Source organism: Collinsella sp. AF20-14LB (genome assembly GCF_003459505.1).
In the GTDB taxonomy this organism is placed as follows: domain Bacteria; phylum Actinomycetota; class Coriobacteriia; order Coriobacteriales; family Coriobacteriaceae; genus Collinsella.
The window spans coordinates 47,447-65,858 of sequence record NZ_QRWD01000008.1; the positions used below are offsets into that span (position 1 = coordinate 47,447).

The window sequence follows — 18,412 nt, forward strand, 5'->3', positions numbered from 1 at the left end:
CAGCTTTTGCGGTACATTGTGCCGCATCGTGGCGCACAAAGGGCGAGCGTTCTACCGCTCGCCCCTCAAATCCGACCGCTCGGAAATACGCGCGACACAAAATAATTCAACAAGGTCGCATTATCAGAAACGGGTTTGTTACCGGCTAGCGCCTCGCATGGGCGCCGATGGGGCGCGTCACGTGGTGTACCCATGCGGAGACCAGCAATACCAACAGCATGGCGGTGACATAGCCCACGGCATCGAAGCCCAGGTCGATCATGTCGAAATGACGACCAGGAACAAAGATCTTGTGCACTTGGTCGCCGACAGAGCAGACGGCGCAAAAGAGCGCAGCGAGTGCGTACCGGAATCGCGCGCATGGCAGGCATTCGCCCAGGCATGCCACTGTCGTCGAAGCAAACAGTCCTACAAAGAAGAACTCAACGGTATGTGCGACGCGACGAATGTTGGCACCCATCCACAGACGAACGGGCGCAAGCGGATCGGGATGAACGGTGGCAGTCGTTGAATCCGCGCCCTCGACGGCATCCCCCGCCTGGGACTCCTGCGCGGCGTCGGGTCGCATGTCCGCGGCCCGTCCTTCCACCGCGCGCGCAGTGGACTCGCTGAGCGATGACGTCTGCTCCACGTTTTGCCCCGTCAGTATCCAAATACTTGCCAGCGTCACGACCAGCAGGACAACCGAAATCCATCCGACTATGTGCTTCACACGCGCCAAGGGCTAACCTCCGTCATTTTTTGAGCAGCAGCGAGTGTACCCCCAAATGCAGTTGCCGCCGTAGCGAAATCCAAAATGTTCGAATCGGGGCGCCAAAGGACCGCGGCGCCCCTACTCCATCTCGCGCATCCAGCGATCAAACGTCCCCACGCACACGCCTAGCCGCTTTGCCGCCTGACTCCGCGTGATATCACCCGCCTCGTAGGTATCGCGCACCAGCTCGAATTGCGGAGGACAGGGCTTGCGGGGCCGGCCAAAGCGCACGCCGCGCGCTCGCGCCGCCGCAATGCCCTCGGCTTGGCGCCGGTGAATGTTCTCGCGCTCCACCTGCGCCACATAGCTCAGCAGCTGCAAAACAATATCGGCAATCAACGCACTCGTCACGTCCGACCCACCACAGTCTCTGGCGCGCGTGTCGAGCAATGGCATGTCCAACACCACGATGGCGGCGCCGAGCTCTTTGGTTATGCACCGCCATTCCTCGAGGATCTCGCTGTAGTTACGGCCCAGCCGATCAATGGAAAGTACCACCAGCACATCACCGGAATCCAACGCGCACAGCAGCTCGCGATACCGCGGTCGATCGAAGTCCTTGCCGCTCGCATGATCGGCAAAGATATTCGCCGGTTCCACGCCATAGGCGCCCAGCGCATCCAGCTGCCGATTCAGATTTTGATCACGCGAGCTCACCCGCGCATACCCGTACACCGTTGCCATCTCATCCCCGCTCTCTCGTAAACCTCCCAAAAAGGGACAGGTTTATTTTGGTAGGTTTTATCTCCCCTATAGCAGGCGGAAGACGCAAGCGCGCGAGCGGCAAGACGATTGATGCGCCACAAAAAAGGCGGCCCCAAAAGACCGCCCCGTTTTCTATGAATCACCAAATTCCGGCTAATGAATAAGCCTGAAATCCAAGTGCCCGCGCGTGGTGTTAACGCGCGAGACCTCGATGATCACGCGCTGCCCCAGCTCATAGCGAGTCCCCGTGTCGGCACCCGTGAGCGTGAGCGCGTCCTCATCAAACTCGAACCACTCGTTGCCCAGACTCTTGATCGAAACCAAACCCTCAACCTGTGTCAGATCCAGGCGCACAAAGAGGCCCATGCTGCTGACCCACGAGATCGTTCCGGCGTAGCGCTCGCCCAGGCGGTCCTCGTAGTACTGGGCAATCTTGATCTTTTGCGTCGCATGGCTGGCGGCATCGGCCGCACGCTCGGCATCGCTGCACGCGCGGCAGATTTGCGGCAGGATGCGCGGCAGGGACTCGCGACCCTTACCGATCAGCCGCGGCGTACGCACCAAGGCGTCCTTGCCGCCCAGCCGCTCGTAGGCCAGCTGTAACTTGAGTACGCGATGCACCACCAGGTCGGGATAGCGGCGAATGGGACTCGTAAAATGGCAATAGCACGGCGAAGCAAGTGCAAAGTGGCCCTCGTTGCGCGGCTTGTACAGTGCGCGCTGCATACTGCGCAGCAGCAGCGTGTTGACGAGCGGCGCGTTGGCCGTACCGGCTGCGGCATCAACCGCCGCCTGTAGCTCGTCGGGACTTCCCAGAGCAATGCCTGCCGCGCGACGGTCATCGATGATACCCAGCTGTGCCAGCGCCACGGCGGCACCGTGCAGGCTGTCGGGGCTGGGATCGTCGTGTACGCGATAGCAGGCCTCGATATCGCGGTCGGCCAGCCACTCCGCCACGCACTCGTTGGCCAGCAGCATGGCTTCCTCAATCAGCGACGTGGCGCACGAGCGCTCACGGGCCACGATCTGCACGGGCACACCATCCTCATCCAACAGCGCACGGATCTCGGCCGTATCAAAGTCGACCGAACCGCGTGCGCGACGAATACGATGGCGAAGCTCAGCGAGCTCGTTGGCAGCTACGAGGAAATCCCCCAAGTCGACGTTATAGCCGCGAGTGGTTTCCTCGCACGCAAGCCCGCGCTCGAGCGCTTCCTCGCGCGAGACTTCAACCGCGGAAACATCCTCGGCGGCACCCTCCAGCACCGAATACTCCACCGCACCGGCACGTACCAGCAGCGCCTCGGCGCCGTCGTAGTCCATGCGCACGCGCGAGCGGATCATACTGGGATAGGGATCGTAATGGCGCACGCGACCCTGCGCGTCGAGCTCAATGTCGACGGTAAACGCCAAGCGGTCCTCGTCGGGACGCAGTGAGCACAAATCGTTCGACAGGCGCTCGGGCAACATGGGCAACACGCGATCGGCAAGATACACCGACGTCGTGCGATGGCGGGCTTCCAGGTCGATATGTCCGTCCCAGGCAACATAGTGCGAAACGTCGGCAATATGGACACCCAGCTTGTAGCCGCCCTCGGGCGTGCGCTCCAGCGAGATGGCGTCGTCAAAGTCGCGCGCGTCGACCGGGTCAATCGTAATGACAAAGCGGTCGCGCAGGTCTCGGCGGAGCGGGTCCTTAAGCGCCGAGGCCACATCGAGCGAAAGTGCCTCGGCCTCGGCTAGCGCGGCCTCGGGATAAGTATCGGTATAGCCATAGCGCGCCATCACATACTGAACGCCCAAATCGGGCGCATCATCGCCGCCAATACGGCGCTCAATCGTCACGGTGCCCGATTCCAGGCGCGTCGGATATGTCAGAATGCGCGCGACGACCGCATCGCCCGAATGAACGCCCAAGCGCTCCGCCGAGGTGTCCTCCGGCAGAACAAAGAAATCGGCCTTAAGGCGAGAATCAAGCGGCTCGATCACCCCGAGCGGGCCGGCGGTCTGGTACGTGCCCACCACACTAATGGCCGCACGCTCAACGACGCCCTCAATTACGGCGCGCCGCTCGCCATGCGGGCTGTTCTTAATGCTTACGGCAACGGTATCGCCGTCCATAATCTCGCGCTTGCCGCGGCCCATGACCTTGTAGTCGCCGTTTTCGGTTACAACATAGGCGCTATGCTCATGGAGCTGCACGCGTCCGGTCAGACTCGGGCGACGCTCGCTGCGCACCGGCCCGCGCTTATTGCGAGCTCCACGCTTATGCTTGTTATTGCGCCCCATGGCGCCTCCTTACTATCGATGGCCGCTTACACCCAAGAGTCTACCCAAATGATCCCTAGGGGACAAAAAACGGGCCGCCCCTGGAAAGGAACGACCCGTTGTAGACGGCATATCCGCAGCGCTTACACGCGCAGGTAGCGGCGCATGGCGATGGCGGAACCAAAGAGACCGATAATGACGCCGACCAGAATCAGCGCGGCGTAGGTCACCAGGTAGTACTGCATCGGCAGCGCAAACGACATCCAGCCGATGCTCTCCTGCAAACGCGGAACCATCAGGTTACGCAGCAGCTCCAGCACGCCGATGGAAAGCAACGAGCCCAAAATGGCCTGCAGCACGCCCTCGGTAATGAACGGCCCGCGAATGAAGCCGTTGCTTGCGCCCACCAGACGCATGATCGCGATCTCACGACGACGCGCCGTAATGGACAGGCGAATCGTGTTGTTAATGAAAATGAACGCGATAAAGGTCAGCAGACCGACGAGCACTACAGCGGCGATACGGATGTAGTTCGTCACCTGGAACAGGCGGCTCACTTCCTCCTGGCCGTACAGAACGCTCGCGTTAACGTCGCCGTCGTCCGCGATCTTCTGAAAATCGGCGTTCTTCTTGAGCTTCTGGGCCGTGCTCTCGACCATGGACGGATCGTCCATCTCGATGGCATACGAAGCCGGCAGCGGGTTCTGACCGTCGAGCGCGCTCATGGTAGCGTCGGCGTTACCCGACATCTTGCTCGTGTACTCGGCCAGCGCGTCGTCCTTGTCCTTGTACGTCACGGACTTGACGTTGCTCCACGTCTTGAGCTCGGCCTCAAAGGCCTGAACATCTGCCTGGTCGGCGTCATCGCTAATAAAGGCGTTGATGACGACCTGATCCTCGACGGTGCCGATCACGGAGTTCAGCATCGCGGAACCCATAATGAACAGGCCGATGATAAACAGCGAAAGGAAAATCGTGATGACGGCGCCGAGCGAGGTGGTCCAGTTACGGAAGAAGTGGCTGATTGCCTCTTTGAGCGAGTAGCCCACGTTAGTTGGTGCCATAGTTGCCGTAACCTCCCCTCTCCTGGTCGCGGATTACGTGGCCGCCCTCGAGGGCGATCACGCGACGGTGCATGCTATCGACCATCTCGCGGTCGTGCGTAGCGACGATCACGGTGGTACCGGTGCGGTTAATGCGCTCGAGCAGCTTCATGATGCCCAGCGAAATCGCCGGATCGAGGTTGCCCGTGGGCTCGTCGCAGATAAGCAGCGGCGGACGGTTGACCATAGCGCGGGCAACGGCCACGCGCTGCTGCTCGCCACCGGAAAGCTGATCGGGCAGCGAGTCCATCTGGTCGGCCAGACCGACCAGACGCAGCACCTCGGGCACCTGGCTGCGGATGACGCCCTTGGGCTTGCCGATGCACTGCAGGGCAAACGCCACGTTTTCGTAGGCGGTCTTTTGCGGCAGGAGCTTAAAGTCCTGGAACACGGCGCCAATCTGACGACGCAGGAACGGGACCTTGCGGTTCTTGATCTTCATGAGGTCCTGGCCGGCGACCAAAATGCGACCGCTTGTGGGCTTGACGTCGCGGTTGAGCGTCGACAGCAGCGTGGTCTTACCCGAGCCGGAGTGGCCGACCAAAAAGACGAACTCGCCCGGATAGATCTCGATGTTGATATCGTCGAGTGCGGGCTTGTTGGGCTGCGCCGGATAGATCTTGGTGACGTGCTCCATAAGGATGACGGGCTCGACACCGGCCTGCTTGGCCATCTTTTTGCGGCTGGCCTGCGGGTCGATGGGCGCAAACACCGACGTGAAGTCGGGGTTGTTGAGCGCGCTGTCGAGGCTTGCGACCTCGGCGGCTTGATCGCGCTCGACCACGGGAGCCGCAGGCTGCGTGGGGTCGGGAATGCCGGCAAAAAGACCGGACTGCGCGGGCTGCGGCGCGGGAGCCGCAGGGGCCATAGGATCGGGGATGCCGGCCATGGTAGGCTGCGGCGTGGCGGCGCTCATCTGAGGCTGAGCCACGCGGGCGGTCACCGTCTGAACGGGCTCAAAGCCAGCCGTGCCGGAAAGCGCAACATCGTTGTTGGGGTTGTAGGCAAAGGGATCTGCCGCCGGCTGTGCCTGATCTGCCGGCTGTGCGGGGATCGGGCTAAACAGCTGATCCTCTGAATCCGGAGTGGCGAAACGACTGCCCGCGACGCTCGGCTGCGTCTTGGGGGCTTCATCGCCCGCACCGGAGGTACGGAAGTGGTTACCCACTGGTGCTCCTTATCGTCGTGCGTTTAAACTACATGAGCGCTTTGTATTTTAGCAGGATTGCCTTTGCTGCACATAAGAAGCATGGCGGGCTTTGGGATCTGTCCGGCCGCGCACAGGGTTACCTCCCAAATCGTCCTCGGACATGTCGGAACCCCCGCTGCGCGCTTCGCGCTGCGGGGGCTCCTCCGTCCTGCGGAAAGATTTGGGAGGTAACCCTGTGCGCGGCCTGCGGCTACCAAAGAGTCGATGCGTTCGTCTTGAATGCAGCAAAACCATGCATGGGTCTGGCTGAATTGCACTTTGTTGTGCTGGGCCCTTATCCCAATAGAAACCCCGCTTGATAAGGTCTCTTTGAATGTTGCGCAACTTGGGTTGGGGATATCGCTTTACAGTTGAGTTGAGTTAGATGGGTAGCTCTAGGCTTGCTGGAGGTTGATATGGTTTGTCCTTATTGTGGTGCTGAGCTTGCTGATGAGGCTCGGTTTTGCGTGGGATGCGGGGCTGCACTTGACGGGACACAGGCTATGCCCGTAGCCAACCCTGCGGTTGCGCCGACACCCGTGGACTCGCCCGCTCCCAGCAAGAAGCCCAAGAAAGGCGTTGTGATCGCTATCGTCTGTGCGGCGATACTTGTTGTTGACGGGGGCGGTGGGCTGGCGTATCACCTGCATCAGCAGCATGTTCAGGAGCAGGGGCAGTATGAGTCGGCGCATTCCAAGCATGCGCTCGTGGTGAGCGTAAAGGCTGATGGGTGGGACACCGAAAACGGCGCTTCGCGTGTGCCGGTGCGCGTAAAGGGCAAGACGGTCGACGGAAAGAAGGTCGACAAGGTCGAATATGTCGCATCCGACGGTTCGGGCATCAAGCTAATCCAGGGCAAGTACACGCTCAAGGCAGCCGGCTCCCCTATCGCCGCCGACGGCACCATCTACCAGGTGCCTTGCACAAAGGCCGAGCTCACGATCGACGACGCTTTTGCTAAGGGAGAGAAGATCGACTTGGCAGAACTCGCCGAGCAGGATTCGGTTTTGGACTTTACGCCCATCGATGCTGTCGACGTGACCGACGACGAGATCAACGACGCCGTGAAACTCGCCATGGCATACCAGGGCAAGGACGCGCCCAACGTCGATGCGCTGCAACACGCCGCAACGAACCGCCGCGACACCGCCGTTGCAGCCAAGAAAGCCGCCGAAGAGGAAGCGGCGCGCCAGGCCGAGGAACAGCGCAAAGTCGCCGCACGCCACATCGAGGCCCAAACCTTCAGTGTCGACCTGCCCGAGTATTGGGATGGCAGGGTCACGGCAAAGGTCAACGGGGATTCGATAGAACTGTACTCGACCGCCTATCCCGACAAATACATCGGCAGTCTTACCGGATACGACCATGAGGTATGGGGTGGCGGCGATATCGGCGGCGGGTGTGTAAAGGACATCAACCTCGGCGGCGGCCGCTATGTAGAAATATGGATTACGCGCTGGTCCTACGACGCCGCAATGGCTCATCTTTCCAAATTCTCATCGAGCTCGACCGGCTGCTCTGATGATGCCGCCCGCGAGACCCTCGATTTACAGTCCTTGGGAGCCGTCTCATTCGATACCATCGTCTCCGAAATGAAAGCCGCAAACGCACCGGATTCTAAAACGCTCTTCAAGGCAGACGACATCTTTGCCGGCACCCTGGCCCCGACCGTAAAACCTCTCTAGCCTCTTTCCCAGCCGTCTCCAAACGCAAAGCCGGGGTGCCTCTAGATGGAAGGCACCCCGGCTTTTTCATTGCCCAATATGGGAACGGTTCCCAAGTTAAAGCGCAACCAAAACGCCTTAGGCCAAGAACTCCTTGGTGGTCGCCACGATGTTGGCGGCGTCCAGGCCGTACTTGTGCAGGAGCTCGGCACCCGGGCCGGACTCGCCGAAGGTGTCGTTGACGCCAATCTTCTTGAGCGGCGTCGGGCACTGCTCACACAGAACGTCGGCAACGGCGCTGCCCAGGCCACCGATCACGGAGTGCTCCTCGACGGTCACGACGTGACCGGTCTTGGTGGCGCTCTTGACGATCAGGTCGGCATCGATGGGCTTGATGGTGTGCATGTTGATGACCTCGGCATCGATGCCCTCGGCAGCAAGCTGCTCAGCGGCCTCGAGAGCCTCGCCGACCATTAGGCCGCAGGCGATGATGGTGACGTCGGCGCCCTCGCGCATGACGATGCCCTTGCCCACCTCGAACTTGTAGGTCTCGGGGTCGTTGATGACCGGCGAGGCCAGACGGGCAAAGCGCATGTACACGGGGCCATCGCACTCGTAGGCGGCGCGCGTCACGGCACGAGCCTCCACGTCGTCGGCGGGAACGATAACGGTCATGCCGGGGATGACGCGCATGAGAGCGATATCCTCGCAGCACTGGTGCGTGGCGCCGTCCTCGCCCACCGAGATACCGGCGTGCGTGGCACCGATCTTAACGTTAAGGTGCGGATAGCCGATGGAGTTGCGGACCTGCTCAAAGGCGCGGCCAGCGGCAAACATGGCAAAGGTGCTCGCGAAGGCGACGCGGCCGGTGGTCGCGATACCGGCGGCAACACCCATCAGGTTGCTCTCGGCAATGCCCACATCGAAGAAGCGGTCGGGGCAGGCTGCCTTAAACTTGCCGGTCTGCGTGGCGGCGGCCAGGTCGGCGTCGAGGACCACAAAGTCGTCGTGCTCGTTGGCGAGCTCGACGAGGGCCTCGCCGTAGCTTACGCGCGTGGCGATTTTCTTGACGTCTGCCATCCTAGAGCTCCTCTCCGGCGGCCGTGAGCTCTGCCATGGCCTGCTCAAACTGTTCATCGTTAGGGGCCTTGCCGTGCCAACCCACCTGGTTCTCCATAAAGGAAACGCCCTTGCCCTTGGTGGTCTCGGCGATAATGGCGGTCGGCTGACCCTTGGTGGCGCGGGCCTCGGCAAAGGCGGCACGGATCTGATCGAAATCGTTGCCGTCGGCAAGCTCCACCACGTGGAACTTGAAGGCGCGGAACTTGTCGGCGAGCGGCATGGGGTCGTTGACCTCCTCGACGGGGCCGTCGATCTGCAGGCCGTTGTGGTCGACGATCACGCAGAGGTTGTCAAGCTGCTGGTTGCCGGCAAACATGGCGGCCTCCCAAACCTGGCCCTCCTCGCTCTCGCCATCGCCCAGCAGGGCGTAGGTGCGATAGTCGTCGCCCCAGTGCTTGGCGGCAACGGCCATGCCCACGGCGGCGGAGATGCCCTGGCCGAGCGAACCGGTGGACATATCGACGCCCGGGGTGTCGTTCATGTTGGGGTGACCTTGCAGGTGGCTGCCGATGTGGCGCAGCGTCCCGAGATCCTCCTTGGGGAAAAATCCGCGCTCGGCGAGCACGGCGTACAGACCAGGCGCGCAGTGACCCTTGGAAAGCACGAAGCGATCGCGGTCGGCCTTGCGGGGGTCGGCCGGGTCGACGTTCATTTCCTCAAAGTACAGATAGGTCATGATGTCGGCAGCGCCGAGCGAACCGCCCGGATGGCCGGACTTGGCAGCGTGCACGCCGGTGACGATGCCCTTCCTTACCTCGTTGGCAACCTTTTTGAGCTCTTCGTCGCTCATTGTGCCTTCCTTTCATCCTCTTAAGACAAGATGCGCACGGCACGGAAAGGTAGTCCCAACACAGCCGCGATGCACGTACGTCATTCATTATGCTGGAAACTGGAAGCTTTACCAGAGTATTTATCATTATTTGAACAATTGAGCAGGCAGAACCGCTGATGAAACGGTTTATCAATGTGAACGTCTTTTGGATGGAACGCAGTCGGCCCTACGCGTTAATGTCCTTGAATCCCTCACCGAAGGTTTCCGTAACGTCGGCGACCGTCACAATGGCGTGAGGATCGCGCTCGCGCACGATCGTTTTGAGGGTGTTGAGCTCGCGGCGGCTCACAATGACCATGATCACCGGCTTCTCGGCGCCCGAGTACATGCCGGTCGCCCTAAACTTGGTGCAGCCGCGACCCAGGCCATACATGATGTCGGCCGCAATATCGGGAAACTTGTCCGAGATGATGAGTACCATACGGCGCCTGTTGCCGCCGTCGACCACGGCATCGATCACGTAGCCGCTAATGACCATCGAAAGGCCCGCATACAGCGCGTTTTCGACCGAGAAGACCGGGGCCGACAGCGCGCACACGGCAACGTCGATCGCCATGACGGTGGAGCCCACCGGTAGTGACGTATTGCGCGAGATAATCTGACCGATGGTGTCAGAGCCGCCAGTGTTGGCACCGGCGCGTAGCACCATGCCGTAGCCAATGCCCGTGATAATGCCGCCCCACATAGCGGGCAGCATCAGGTCGGCATGTGCCAGCGGCGCCACAAACGGAGCGAACAGGTCGGTGAAGAAGCCCAGCAGCACAAAGCCCGTCGCCGTCTGGACCACGTAGAACATGCCCCCCTCGCGCATAACGACCAGCAGCAGCAAGGCATTCATCACGATGGTTTGAATACCGACAGGCAGCGAGATGCCATGCGAGGCGCCGACCGCCTGGATAATCGTGGCGAGACCCGTAACACCGCCGGCAGCAAGACCGTTGGGAATCAAAAACAGATCCGTCGCGATAGCTGCCAGGGCGCAGCCAAACATGATCTTGGGCAAGTCATGAAAGAAGTTCAGCGAAAGAATGCGCTTGATGTCCAGACGATATGCCATGCTGCCTCCCTCAAAAAAGCGCACCCAAACGAGTGCGCTTTGAACTTCTTACTGTATTCGATTCTACCGATTCACCGAGCAAATACCACCCCGCACAGGGTCCGTATTGGCCACATCCGCCCAAGGCCAACCCTATGGGTTTAGGCACTCTGGCTTTCCGCATCGGCGTTGCCAGTCGCCCAGCGATGGTAGCCGATCACAAACGGATCCAAATCGCCATCGTCGAGAACGGCCTCGACATTGCTGGTCTCCACACCCGAGCGCAGGTCCTTGACCATCTGATACGGGTAGAGCACGTAGCTGCGAATCTGGTTACCAAAACCGATCGTGGTCTTGGGTCCACGAATCTCGTCGAGCGCCTCGGCGCGCTTCTCGAGCTCGATCTCGTACAGACGGGCCTTGAGAATCTGCATGCACGCGGCCTTGTTTTGAATCTGGCTGCGCTCGTTTTGGCAAGTGACAACGATGCCGCTGGGAAAATGCGTCACGCGTACGGCGGAGTCGGTGGTGTTGACGCCCTGTCCGCCCGGGCCGCTCGCGTGATACACGTCCACGCGGATATCGTCGGGACTGATCTCGATGTCGATATCGTCAGGCAGCACGGGGATGACCTCAACGCCGGCAAACGTGGTCTGGCGGCGCTTCTTGTCGTCGGTGGGGCTAATGCGCACCAGACGGTGGACGCCGGCCTCGGCGCGCAGCATGCCAAACGCGTCCTTACCCTCGACGGTAAAGGTCGCACGGTCGATGCCGATGACCTCGGCTGCGGGGCAGTCGTTAATGGTGACCTTCCAGCCGCGACGCTGGCAGTACTTCATGTACATCTTGAAGAGCATGAAGGTCCAGTCCTGCGCCTCCAGGCCGCCCTGTCCGGGCTTGATGGTCACAATCGCGTCGCCGTGATCGAACTCACCGGTAAACCAGCTCGAAAGCTCGAGCTCGTCGATAGCGCGGGCCAGGCGTTCTGCCGTAGCGGCAGCCTCCTCGCGCAATGCGGCGGCATCGGGGTCGTCGCCCATCTCCTCGGCAAGCTCCAGCGCCGCGCGGGCGTCAGATAGCTCGCCGCGCGCGGTATCCACGGCAGCGATATCTTCCTTGGCGCGAGCGATCTCCTCCATGGTGGCGCGAGCGGCGTCGGCGTCATCCCAAAAGCCGGGGGCCACGCTTTTGGCCTCGAGCTCGGTCACGCGCGTGCGCTTCTCGTCCAAATGAAGATACGACTCGACCTCGCCGAGCCGGTCCGCAAACGCGTCCAGCTCGGCGGGCGTTACCTCTAAAGCCTCGGCCATTAACGATTCCTGCCGTGGCAGTACTTGAACTTCTTGCCGCTGCCGCAGGGGCAAAGGTCATTGCGGCCAACGTTGACGTACGGATCGTCGCTCTCGGACTTGCGGTAGGTGGTCACCTTGCCGCCGTTGTTGACAGCAGCCGGGCCTCCCTGGACGGCCGTACGAGCCTGAACCTGTGCCTGCTTGCGCAGCACCGAGCTGCCGTTGTCGCCATCGACGTCGGCGGGGCCGGAGAAGCGCGCACCCTCGAGCGCGGGGTCCTCCTTGTGCTCCACGGCCTGCGGGGCGGCCTTGATCTCGATGCGCAGAACGGTGCGCAGGTAATCCTCGTACATGGTGTCAACGAGCATCTGGAAGGCACCATAAGCCTCAGTCTTGTACTCGACCAGCGGGTCGCGCTGGCCAAAGCCGCGCAGTCCGATACCGGTCTTGAGGTAGTCCATCTCCTGCAGGTAGTTCATCCAGCGGGTATCGATGACGCGCAGCATGACCTGGGTGTTGAGCTCGCGCATGAGGTCCTCACCCAGGCGCTCGGCCTTCATGTTGTAGCACTTCTCAACGTAGGCCAGGACATCGGCAGCCAGGGCCTCGAAGTCCTCGTCGGGGAACTTGGGCGTGTCGATATGCCCGGTGAGCTCCACGACCCACTTGCGCAGGCCCTCGAGATCGCGCTCGCCATCGTGGCTGTCCTTGGTGCAGAACTCCTGAACACAGCGGTACACGGTATCGTGCATGACCTCGGTGATGTGATCGGTCAGGTCCTTGCCGTCCAGAATCTTGTTGCGCTCGGCGTAGATGACCTGGCGCTGCTTGTTCATGACGTCGTCGTACTCAAGAACGCTCTTGCGCATGGAGAAGTTGATGCTCTCGACCTTGTGCTGGGCGTTCTCGACGGCCTTGGAGATGATCTTGTGCTGGATGGGCATGTCGTCGCCCATGTCGGCGGTAACCATCATCTTGGAAACGCGGTCCATCTTGTCGCCGCCGAACAGGCGCATGAGGTCGTCCTCGAGCGACAGGTAGAACTGAGTCTCGCCCGGATCGCCCTGACGACCGGAGCGGCCACGCAGCTGGTTGTCGATACGACGGGACTCATGGCGCTCGGTGCCGATGACGGTCAGGCCGCCGGCGGCAAGCACGCGCTCGCGTTCGGCCTTGCAGGTCTCCTTGGCCTCAGCGTTAAACTGCTCGAGCTGCTCGGGCGTCACGTCCTCCATGGTCAGGCCCTCGTACTCAAGGCGCTCGCGCACCAGCTCGTCGGGATTGCCACCCAGCAGGATGTCGGTACCACGACCGGCCATGTTAGTAGCGATGGTCACGGCGCCGTAGCGTCCGGCCTGGGCAACGATATGAGCCTCGCGCTCGTGATGCTTAGCGTTGAGGACCTCGTGCGCGATACCGCGCTTGGTAAGGGCGGCCGACAGCTTCTCGGAGCTTTCGATGGAGACGGTGCCCACCAGGACCGGCTGGCCCTTGGCGTGACGTCGCTCGACGTCGTCGGCAACGGCGTTGTACTTGGCCTGGATGGTGCGGTACACCAGGTCCTCGTGGTCGACACGCTGAACGGGCTTGTTGGAGGGGATGACCTCGACGGGCAGCTTGTAGATCTCGCGGAACTCGGCGTCCTCGGTGAGTGCCGTACCGGTCATGCCGGAGAGCTTGTCATACAGACGGAAGTAGTTCTGCAGGGTGATGGTAGCCAGCGTCTGGTTCTCCTCGCGCACGAGCACGCCCTCTTTGGCCTCGATGGCCTGATGCAGGCCCTCGGAGTAGCGGCGGCCTTCCATGATGCGGCCGGTGAACTCGTCGACGATTTTGACCTCGCCGTTGGTGACCACGTATTGCTTGTCGCGGTGGAACATGTACTGGGCCTTCAGCGCCTGCTGCAGGTGGTTGACCAGCTGGCCCGAGAGGTCGGCATAGATGTCATCGATGCCCAGGCGGCGCTCGATCTTCTTAAGGCCGCGCTCGGTGGCGGCGATGGTGTGCTTGGCCTCGTCCATGACGTAGTCGCCCGTGGGCTCGACGTCCTCGGTGGCGGTGAGCATGTCGTGCGACACGTCCTCACCGCGCTCCAGGCCGCGCACGGCGCGCGCGAAGTCCTTATAGGTGCTGGCGGACTTGGTGCCGGCGCCCGAGATAATCAGCGGGGTGCGAGCCTCATCGATCAGGATGGAGTCGACCTCGTCGACGATGGCGTAGTTGTGGCCGCGCTGTACGCGCTGCTCGGGCCGGGTGACCATGTTGTCGCGCAGGTAGTCGAAACCGAACTCGGAGTTGGTGCCGTAGGTGACGTCTGCCTGGTAGGCCGGACGCTTGAGCTCGAGCGGCATGTTGTTCTGGAGCAGACCGACGGTCATTCCCAGGTACTTGTAGATGCGGCCCATCCACTCGGAGTCGCGCTTGGCCAGGTAATCGTTGACAGTAACGACATGCACGCCCTTGCCAGCGATAGCGTTGAGGTAGCCGGCCAAGGTGGAGACCAGGGTCTTGCCTTCGCCGGTCTTCATCTCGGCAATATGACCCTCATGAAGCGCCATGGCGCCGATGAGCTGTACGTCAAAGTGACGCATGCCCGTGATGCGCTTGGAAGCCTCGCGCACGGTGGCAAAAGCCTCGGGAAGCATGTCGTCAAGCGACTCGCCGTTGGCGTAACGCTCGCGGAACTTATCGGTCTGGGCGCGGAGTTCCTCCTCGGTCATCTTCTCAAACTGGGGCTCAAGACCGTTGATTTGGTCGACGATCTTGTAGTAGCGCTTAAGGTCCTTATCGGATCCAAAGGACAGCAGCTTTGACATGAATCCCATGTGGTTTTCCTTTTTGGCCATCGCCCACGCCGTGCAGCTGCGGGCGAGTTAAACACAGATGATTGTACTTTAGCCAAACAAGGCGCGGCCTATACGGTCGACCTCGACCGCCACGTAATAACTATGACCAACCTGCCACAATGGGACAGGTTTATTTTGGCAAGTTTTATCTGAGCAAACGCCGTCTCTCTGCCATTTGGTGCCACGGGGACAGGTTAGCTTGCACCAATAAAAAGAAAAGGGCCGCGCACCCAAATGGATGCACGGCCCTCATGCCATGAATGCGAGCGATTCCGCGGCGAGCTATTTACTCAGCAGCCTCGGTGGTCTCGGCCTCGGCAGCGGCCTCCTCGACGGGAGCCTCTGCAGGAGCCTCGGCGGCCTGCTTGGCAGCCTCCTCGGCGAACTTAGCGGCACGCTTAGCCTTCTCGGCAGCCTTAGCCTCAGCGGCGGCCTTGCGAGCGGCCTCGGCCTCAGCAGCCTTGGCGGCCTTGGCAGCCTTGGCCTCCTCGGCCTTCTTGAGCTGGGCGGCAGCGGCGCCACCGAACTTGTCGGCGAAGCGCTGGACGCGTCCACCGGTGTCGACGAACTTCTGCTGGCCGGTGTAGAACGGGTGGCACTCGTTGCAAAGCTCGACCTTCATCTCGGACACGGTAGCGTGCGTCTTGAAGGTGTTGCCGCAGGAGCACGTCACCGTGCACTCGACATACTGGGGATGGATACCCTGCTTCATGGTAGGACTCCTTATTAGTCAGGCGCTGGTTACCGATCAGCGCATAAGGCGTCTTGGTTTCCGACCAAGACAACAAACTCGGCTATGGTACCACGGCGCCGCGTGTCCCACAAAAGGTTCACGGTCTTTTCGGCACTACACGAGCTGGACCTTAAATATCAACTTCATCCGAACACTCCCCCACATTCATCTCTCGTATGTATCGAGGTATTCCTGCTTGAGCGTCTGCGAGGACGACTCGATCTTTTCCACGAGCGTGCCGGCTTCGATAAAGTAGAACGAGTTGGTGAGGTCTGCCAGGTCGTCGAGCAGATGGCTTGAAATGAGCACGCTTCGTCCCCGCGCCACCTCGCCGCGCATCGCGTCGCAAGAGGTTTTCCGCTTTCCCGGATCGAGGCCGTTCAGCGGTTCATCGAGGATAAGGTACGGGCAATCGGTCGATATCGCCATGGCAAGCTTTACCTGCTGCTTCATTCCTGTCGAGAGTTTACGGGTCGGCTTGTCGAGATATGGGGAGATTCCGAGGGAGCTGCAGAGCGAGTCGATGTCGGCGGCCGATTTCCACGCCTCCCTAACGAAAGCAAGGTGCTCGATGGCCGATAGCGTGGGGTAGAGATCCGCGCCGCCCGAAGAGCTCAGGTAGACGAGTTCTGCAAATTCGGCTGATCGACGTTGGCTGATTCCGTCTGCCACCAGGCTTCCCGAGCGGATACGGGTGGGAAATTGGCCCGACAGCGCTTCAAGAAAGGTGGTTTTCCCCGAGCCGTTGGGAGCAACGAGGCCCGTCGCCGTTCCCGGGCTCAAGAAAAGCGACCCGATTGAAAGTATCGTCGTGCTCCCGTATCCCACGCTCACGTCCAGAAGCTCGAGCCCATGGCGCTTTTTCGCGGGTCCAGACTGTTTGGGCGAACGTGCCGCAACGGCGCCGACCGCAAAAAAGACCGCGACGTATATCAGGGCCACGGCAAGCATCGATGCGCTGCCTGAACCGGAGCCAATGAATTCTGTCGGGAAGCATCCTACGTAACCCGTTGCCTCGATAGGCGAGAACACGGCCAGCGGCAGGAGCCCGAGCACGGCATTATGCTCCAGCGCCGAATCGGACAGCAACGGGAATGCCGGGGCCGCGACAAGCAGCGCTGAGGTAAGGGGGCCCGCGAGGACGCGCCTCGTTGCGGTCGATATGACGGCGGAGCAAACGGATATCAAGGTTCCGCCCGCAAGCAGCGCGAGAAGCAGGGCTGTGAAGACGTTTCCCGCGGTCGTGGTGGTAAGCGCGCCGTCATGGAAGAAGGCGATCGGGTACCCAATTTGCCCGAAGCCGTTTAGGGCCAAGGCGTAAATGCCCCCGGGCGCGAGGCCGGCGAGGAGCATCGCGGTCCCCGCGGCGATTATCGAAAACACGATCTGGATAAGGCGCCGGAATTTGGGCGCGGGCGCCTTCGCCGCCAGGGTCCCGGGCCTTGTGGCGCCGAGCACGAGTATCGACGAGAGAAGGAAGGGGATGAAGGGAAGGAAAGACGGCGCCGTGGCAATGGCGTAAGGCAGGAAGGAAAGGAATGGCAGGTCGTTTGCGGAGGCCGGGATATCCGTGATGCCGGAGCTGCTCAGGGCACGGCAATATGCGAGCGCCGCGTCATTGGTCTCTCGGTCTCCCACGATGGACCCGGATTGGAAGCCTTCGCCCATGAGCGCGTAGTAGCTCTCGGCAGAATCGAGAAAGGCGGCGTCGGTTTGAGCGGCAAGGGCGGCGTTCGCGTATCTTGCAAGCTCCGCGTCAGCTTGCTGCTCTGGCGATAGGTCTGTGCCGCTGGCCTGGGGCGCGCGCGTATTGAATGCGTCGACAAAGCCCTGCATGCCCTGCTTCATAAAGAAGGGCCCGTAGATGGGTGAATTGAACGCAATGGGGACGGAAAAGGCTGCAGCGAGAACGAGCGTACAAATCCATGCGGCCTTGTCTCTTAGGATCAGTTTGAGAAGAAGTCGACAGTACATTCAGAAGCACCTACGTTCCTCAAAGAATCGTTAGATTAAAAGTAACAGACCGGATGAAGATACGTGCGACGGGGGCGAGGCGAATGGCTGAGCGGTATCGATACGCTGGTTCAACGGTATTATATTGACCACATAGATTTTTAACTTGCATTTCTACCCGCCCTTTTCGTAGAGTCGCCGATACGTGCTTAGCGCACCCTCGGCGCGTCCGGCAGGCTTTGCGAAATGGGATCCAGGAGACTTCGGCGCAGCATCATCTTGCGGAATGCTTCTAATGAGCCTCCCATCCTTCAAAAACAGAATCTCATCGCACAGCCTATCGACCGAATCCAAGATGTGGGATGACATGATGATGCACGTACCAGAATCGGCCAGCTTCCTGAGAATCTCGGAATGCAAGTCCACCCTGCTGGGGTCGAGCGCGTTCATGGGCTCATCTAATAGAAGGTACCGCGCGCCCGTCGCATACGCAATCGCCAGGGTAAGCTGCTGCTTCATGCCCTGGCTCAGAGTGCGGATCCTCATCTTCGCGAACTCGCCTATCTGCGTTTGTTCCACTATCTCTTCGATATCGCGAGCATGCGGCCACATATCGCAAACCATCTTGAGGTGATCTTCCGCACGCAATCCGGGATACAGCAGCGTCCCCTCACCAGGTGCATAGAAGATCATAGAACGGACCTCTCTCGCACCCGTACCCTGCACCTCATCCAGAACGATGCTCCCGTCCACGCGAGGACCCGGCAAACCTGCCATCGCACGCAGCAACGTCGTCTTTCCATGCCCGTTCGGAGCGACGAGACCGTAGACCGTACCCGGGGCAAACTCAGCGTTCACCGAATCTACGAGCACCTTCTTTCCATAAGAGATCGTCAGCGTTTGAAGGTCAATCAT

14 protein-coding genes and 1 pseudogene are annotated in these 18,412 nt (G+C 60.8%); 2 read left to right on the top strand and 13 right to left on the bottom strand.

Annotated elements, in window-relative coordinates:
* Positions 1-145: 145 nt before the first annotated feature.
* The 5 genes from DWX63_RS05550 to ftsE form a co-directional block, all read right to left on the bottom strand.
* Positions 146-712: a VanZ family protein gene (locus DWX63_RS05550; protein ID WP_158559621.1), complete on the bottom strand. Its 567-nt coding sequence runs from the start codon at positions 710-712 to the stop codon at positions 146-148.
* Between the two features lie 120 nt (positions 713-832).
* The gene (locus DWX63_RS05555) at positions 833-1,438 is read right to left on the bottom strand and encodes a recombinase family protein (RefSeq protein ID WP_117843066.1); all 606 of its coding nucleotides are present in this window, start codon (positions 1,436-1,438) and stop codon (positions 833-835) included.
* A 174-nt stretch (positions 1,439-1,612) separates the two neighbouring features.
* Positions 1,613-3,748 (bottom strand): ribonuclease R family protein, encoded by a 2,136-nt coding sequence (locus DWX63_RS05560; RefSeq protein WP_117843067.1) that lies wholly within the window; start codon positions 3,746-3,748, stop codon positions 1,613-1,615.
* Positions 3,749-3,870: 122 nt separating this feature from the next.
* Complete coding sequence (gene ftsX / locus DWX63_RS05565) at positions 3,871-4,791, bottom strand: permease-like cell division protein FtsX (RefSeq protein ID WP_117735980.1); 921 nt, start codon at positions 4,789-4,791, stop codon at positions 3,871-3,873.
* The gene (ftsE, locus tag DWX63_RS05570; RefSeq protein ID WP_117843068.1) at positions 4,778-5,998 is read right to left on the bottom strand and encodes a cell division ATP-binding protein FtsE; all 1,221 of its coding nucleotides are present in this window, start codon (positions 5,996-5,998) and stop codon (positions 4,778-4,780) included. Before ftsE ends, ftsX begins: the two co-directional genes overlap by 14 nt.
* 437 nt (positions 5,999-6,435) lie before the next feature.
* On the opposite strand from ftsE, the pseudogene DWX63_RS11680 reads away from it, so the two are divergent.
* Both DWX63_RS11680 and DWX63_RS05575 read left to right on the top strand, forming a co-directional pair.
* Positions 6,436-6,501: pseudogene (locus DWX63_RS11680) on the top strand (zinc-ribbon domain-containing protein); the annotation flags it as partial.
* Between the two features lie 21 nt (positions 6,502-6,522).
* Positions 6,523-7,704, top strand: coding sequence for a hypothetical protein (locus tag DWX63_RS05575; protein WP_233514484.1), 1,182 nt, complete (start codon positions 6,523-6,525; stop codon positions 7,702-7,704).
* Between the two features lie 117 nt (positions 7,705-7,821).
* On the opposite strand, the gene DWX63_RS05580 is transcribed toward DWX63_RS05575, so the two are convergent.
* The 8 genes from DWX63_RS05580 to DWX63_RS05615 form a co-directional block, all read right to left on the bottom strand.
* The gene (locus DWX63_RS05580; protein ID WP_117843070.1) at positions 7,822-8,763 is read right to left on the bottom strand and encodes a transketolase family protein; all 942 of its coding nucleotides are present in this window, start codon (positions 8,761-8,763) and stop codon (positions 7,822-7,824) included.
* 1 nt (position 8,764) lies between these two features.
* The gene (locus tag DWX63_RS05585; RefSeq protein ID WP_117843071.1) at positions 8,765-9,595 is read right to left on the bottom strand and encodes a transketolase; all 831 of its coding nucleotides are present in this window, start codon (positions 9,593-9,595) and stop codon (positions 8,765-8,767) included.
* 208 nt (positions 9,596-9,803) lie between these two features.
* Positions 9,804-10,694, bottom strand: a complete 891-nt coding sequence (locus tag DWX63_RS05590) for a YitT family protein (RefSeq protein WP_117843072.1) — start codon at positions 10,692-10,694, stop codon at positions 9,804-9,806.
* 140 nt (positions 10,695-10,834) lie between these two features.
* Positions 10,835-11,983, bottom strand: a complete 1,149-nt coding sequence (gene prfB / locus DWX63_RS05595; RefSeq protein WP_117843073.1) for a peptide chain release factor 2 — start codon at positions 11,981-11,983, stop codon at positions 10,835-10,837.
* Positions 11,983-14,790: a preprotein translocase subunit SecA gene (secA, locus tag DWX63_RS05600; RefSeq protein ID WP_117797449.1), complete on the bottom strand. Its 2,808-nt coding sequence runs from the start codon at positions 14,788-14,790 to the stop codon at positions 11,983-11,985. Before secA ends, prfB begins: the two co-directional genes overlap by 1 nt.
* A gap of 307 nt (positions 14,791-15,097) precedes the next feature.
* A complete protein-coding gene (gene rpmE / locus DWX63_RS05605) occupies positions 15,098-15,523 on the bottom strand; it encodes a 50S ribosomal protein L31 (protein WP_006235303.1) in 426 nt (141 codons plus the stop codon).
* A 186-nt stretch (positions 15,524-15,709) separates the two neighbouring features.
* Positions 15,710-17,392, bottom strand: a complete 1,683-nt coding sequence (locus tag DWX63_RS05610; protein ID WP_158559622.1) for an ABC transporter ATP-binding protein — start codon at positions 17,390-17,392, stop codon at positions 15,710-15,712.
* Between the two features lie 279 nt (positions 17,393-17,671).
* Complete coding sequence (locus DWX63_RS05615; protein ID WP_117769450.1) at positions 17,672-18,412, bottom strand: ATP-binding cassette domain-containing protein; 741 nt, start codon at positions 18,410-18,412, stop codon at positions 17,672-17,674.

What these genes read in the sequence shown, in the direction of transcription:
- DWX63_RS05555 (WP_117843066.1), bottom strand. Translation starts at nt 1,438, where the DNA reads ATGGCAACGGTGTACGGGTATGCGCGGGTGAGCTCGCGTGATCAAAAT.
- DWX63_RS05560 (WP_117843067.1), bottom strand. Translation starts at nt 3,748, where the DNA reads ATGGGGCGCAATAACAAGCATAAGCGTGGAGCTCGCAATAAGCGCGGG.
- ftsX (WP_117735980.1), bottom strand. Translation starts at nt 4,791, where the DNA reads ATGGCACCAACTAACGTGGGCTACTCGCTCAAAGAGGCAATCAGCCAC.
- DWX63_RS05575 (WP_233514484.1), top strand. Translation starts at nt 6,523, where the DNA reads ATGCCCGTAGCCAACCCTGCGGTTGCGCCGACACCCGTGGACTCGCCC.
- DWX63_RS05580 (WP_117843070.1), bottom strand. Translation starts at nt 8,763, where the DNA reads ATGGCAGACGTCAAGAAAATCGCCACGCGCGTAAGCTACGGCGAGGCC.
- DWX63_RS05585 (WP_117843071.1), bottom strand. Translation starts at nt 9,595, where the DNA reads ATGAGCGACGAAGAGCTCAAAAAGGTTGCCAACGAGGTAAGGAAGGGC.
- DWX63_RS05590 (WP_117843072.1), bottom strand. Translation starts at nt 10,694, where the DNA reads ATGGCATATCGTCTGGACATCAAGCGCATTCTTTCGCTGAACTTCTTT.
- prfB (WP_117843073.1), bottom strand. Translation starts at nt 11,983, where the DNA reads ATGGCCGAGGCTTTAGAGGTAACGCCCGCCGAGCTGGACGCGTTTGCG.
- secA (WP_117797449.1), bottom strand. Translation starts at nt 14,790, where the DNA reads ATGGGATTCATGTCAAAGCTGCTGTCCTTTGGATCCGATAAGGACCTT.
- rpmE (WP_006235303.1), bottom strand. Translation starts at nt 15,523, where the DNA reads ATGAAGCAGGGTATCCATCCCCAGTATGTCGAGTGCACGGTGACGTGC.
- DWX63_RS05610 (WP_158559622.1), bottom strand. Translation starts at nt 17,392, where the DNA reads ATGAAGCAGGGCATGCAGGGCTTTGTCGACGCATTCAATACGCGCGCG.
- DWX63_RS05615 (WP_117769450.1), bottom strand. Translation starts at nt 18,412, where the DNA reads ATGATTGACCTTCAAACGCTGACGATCTCTTATGGAAAGAAGGTGCTC.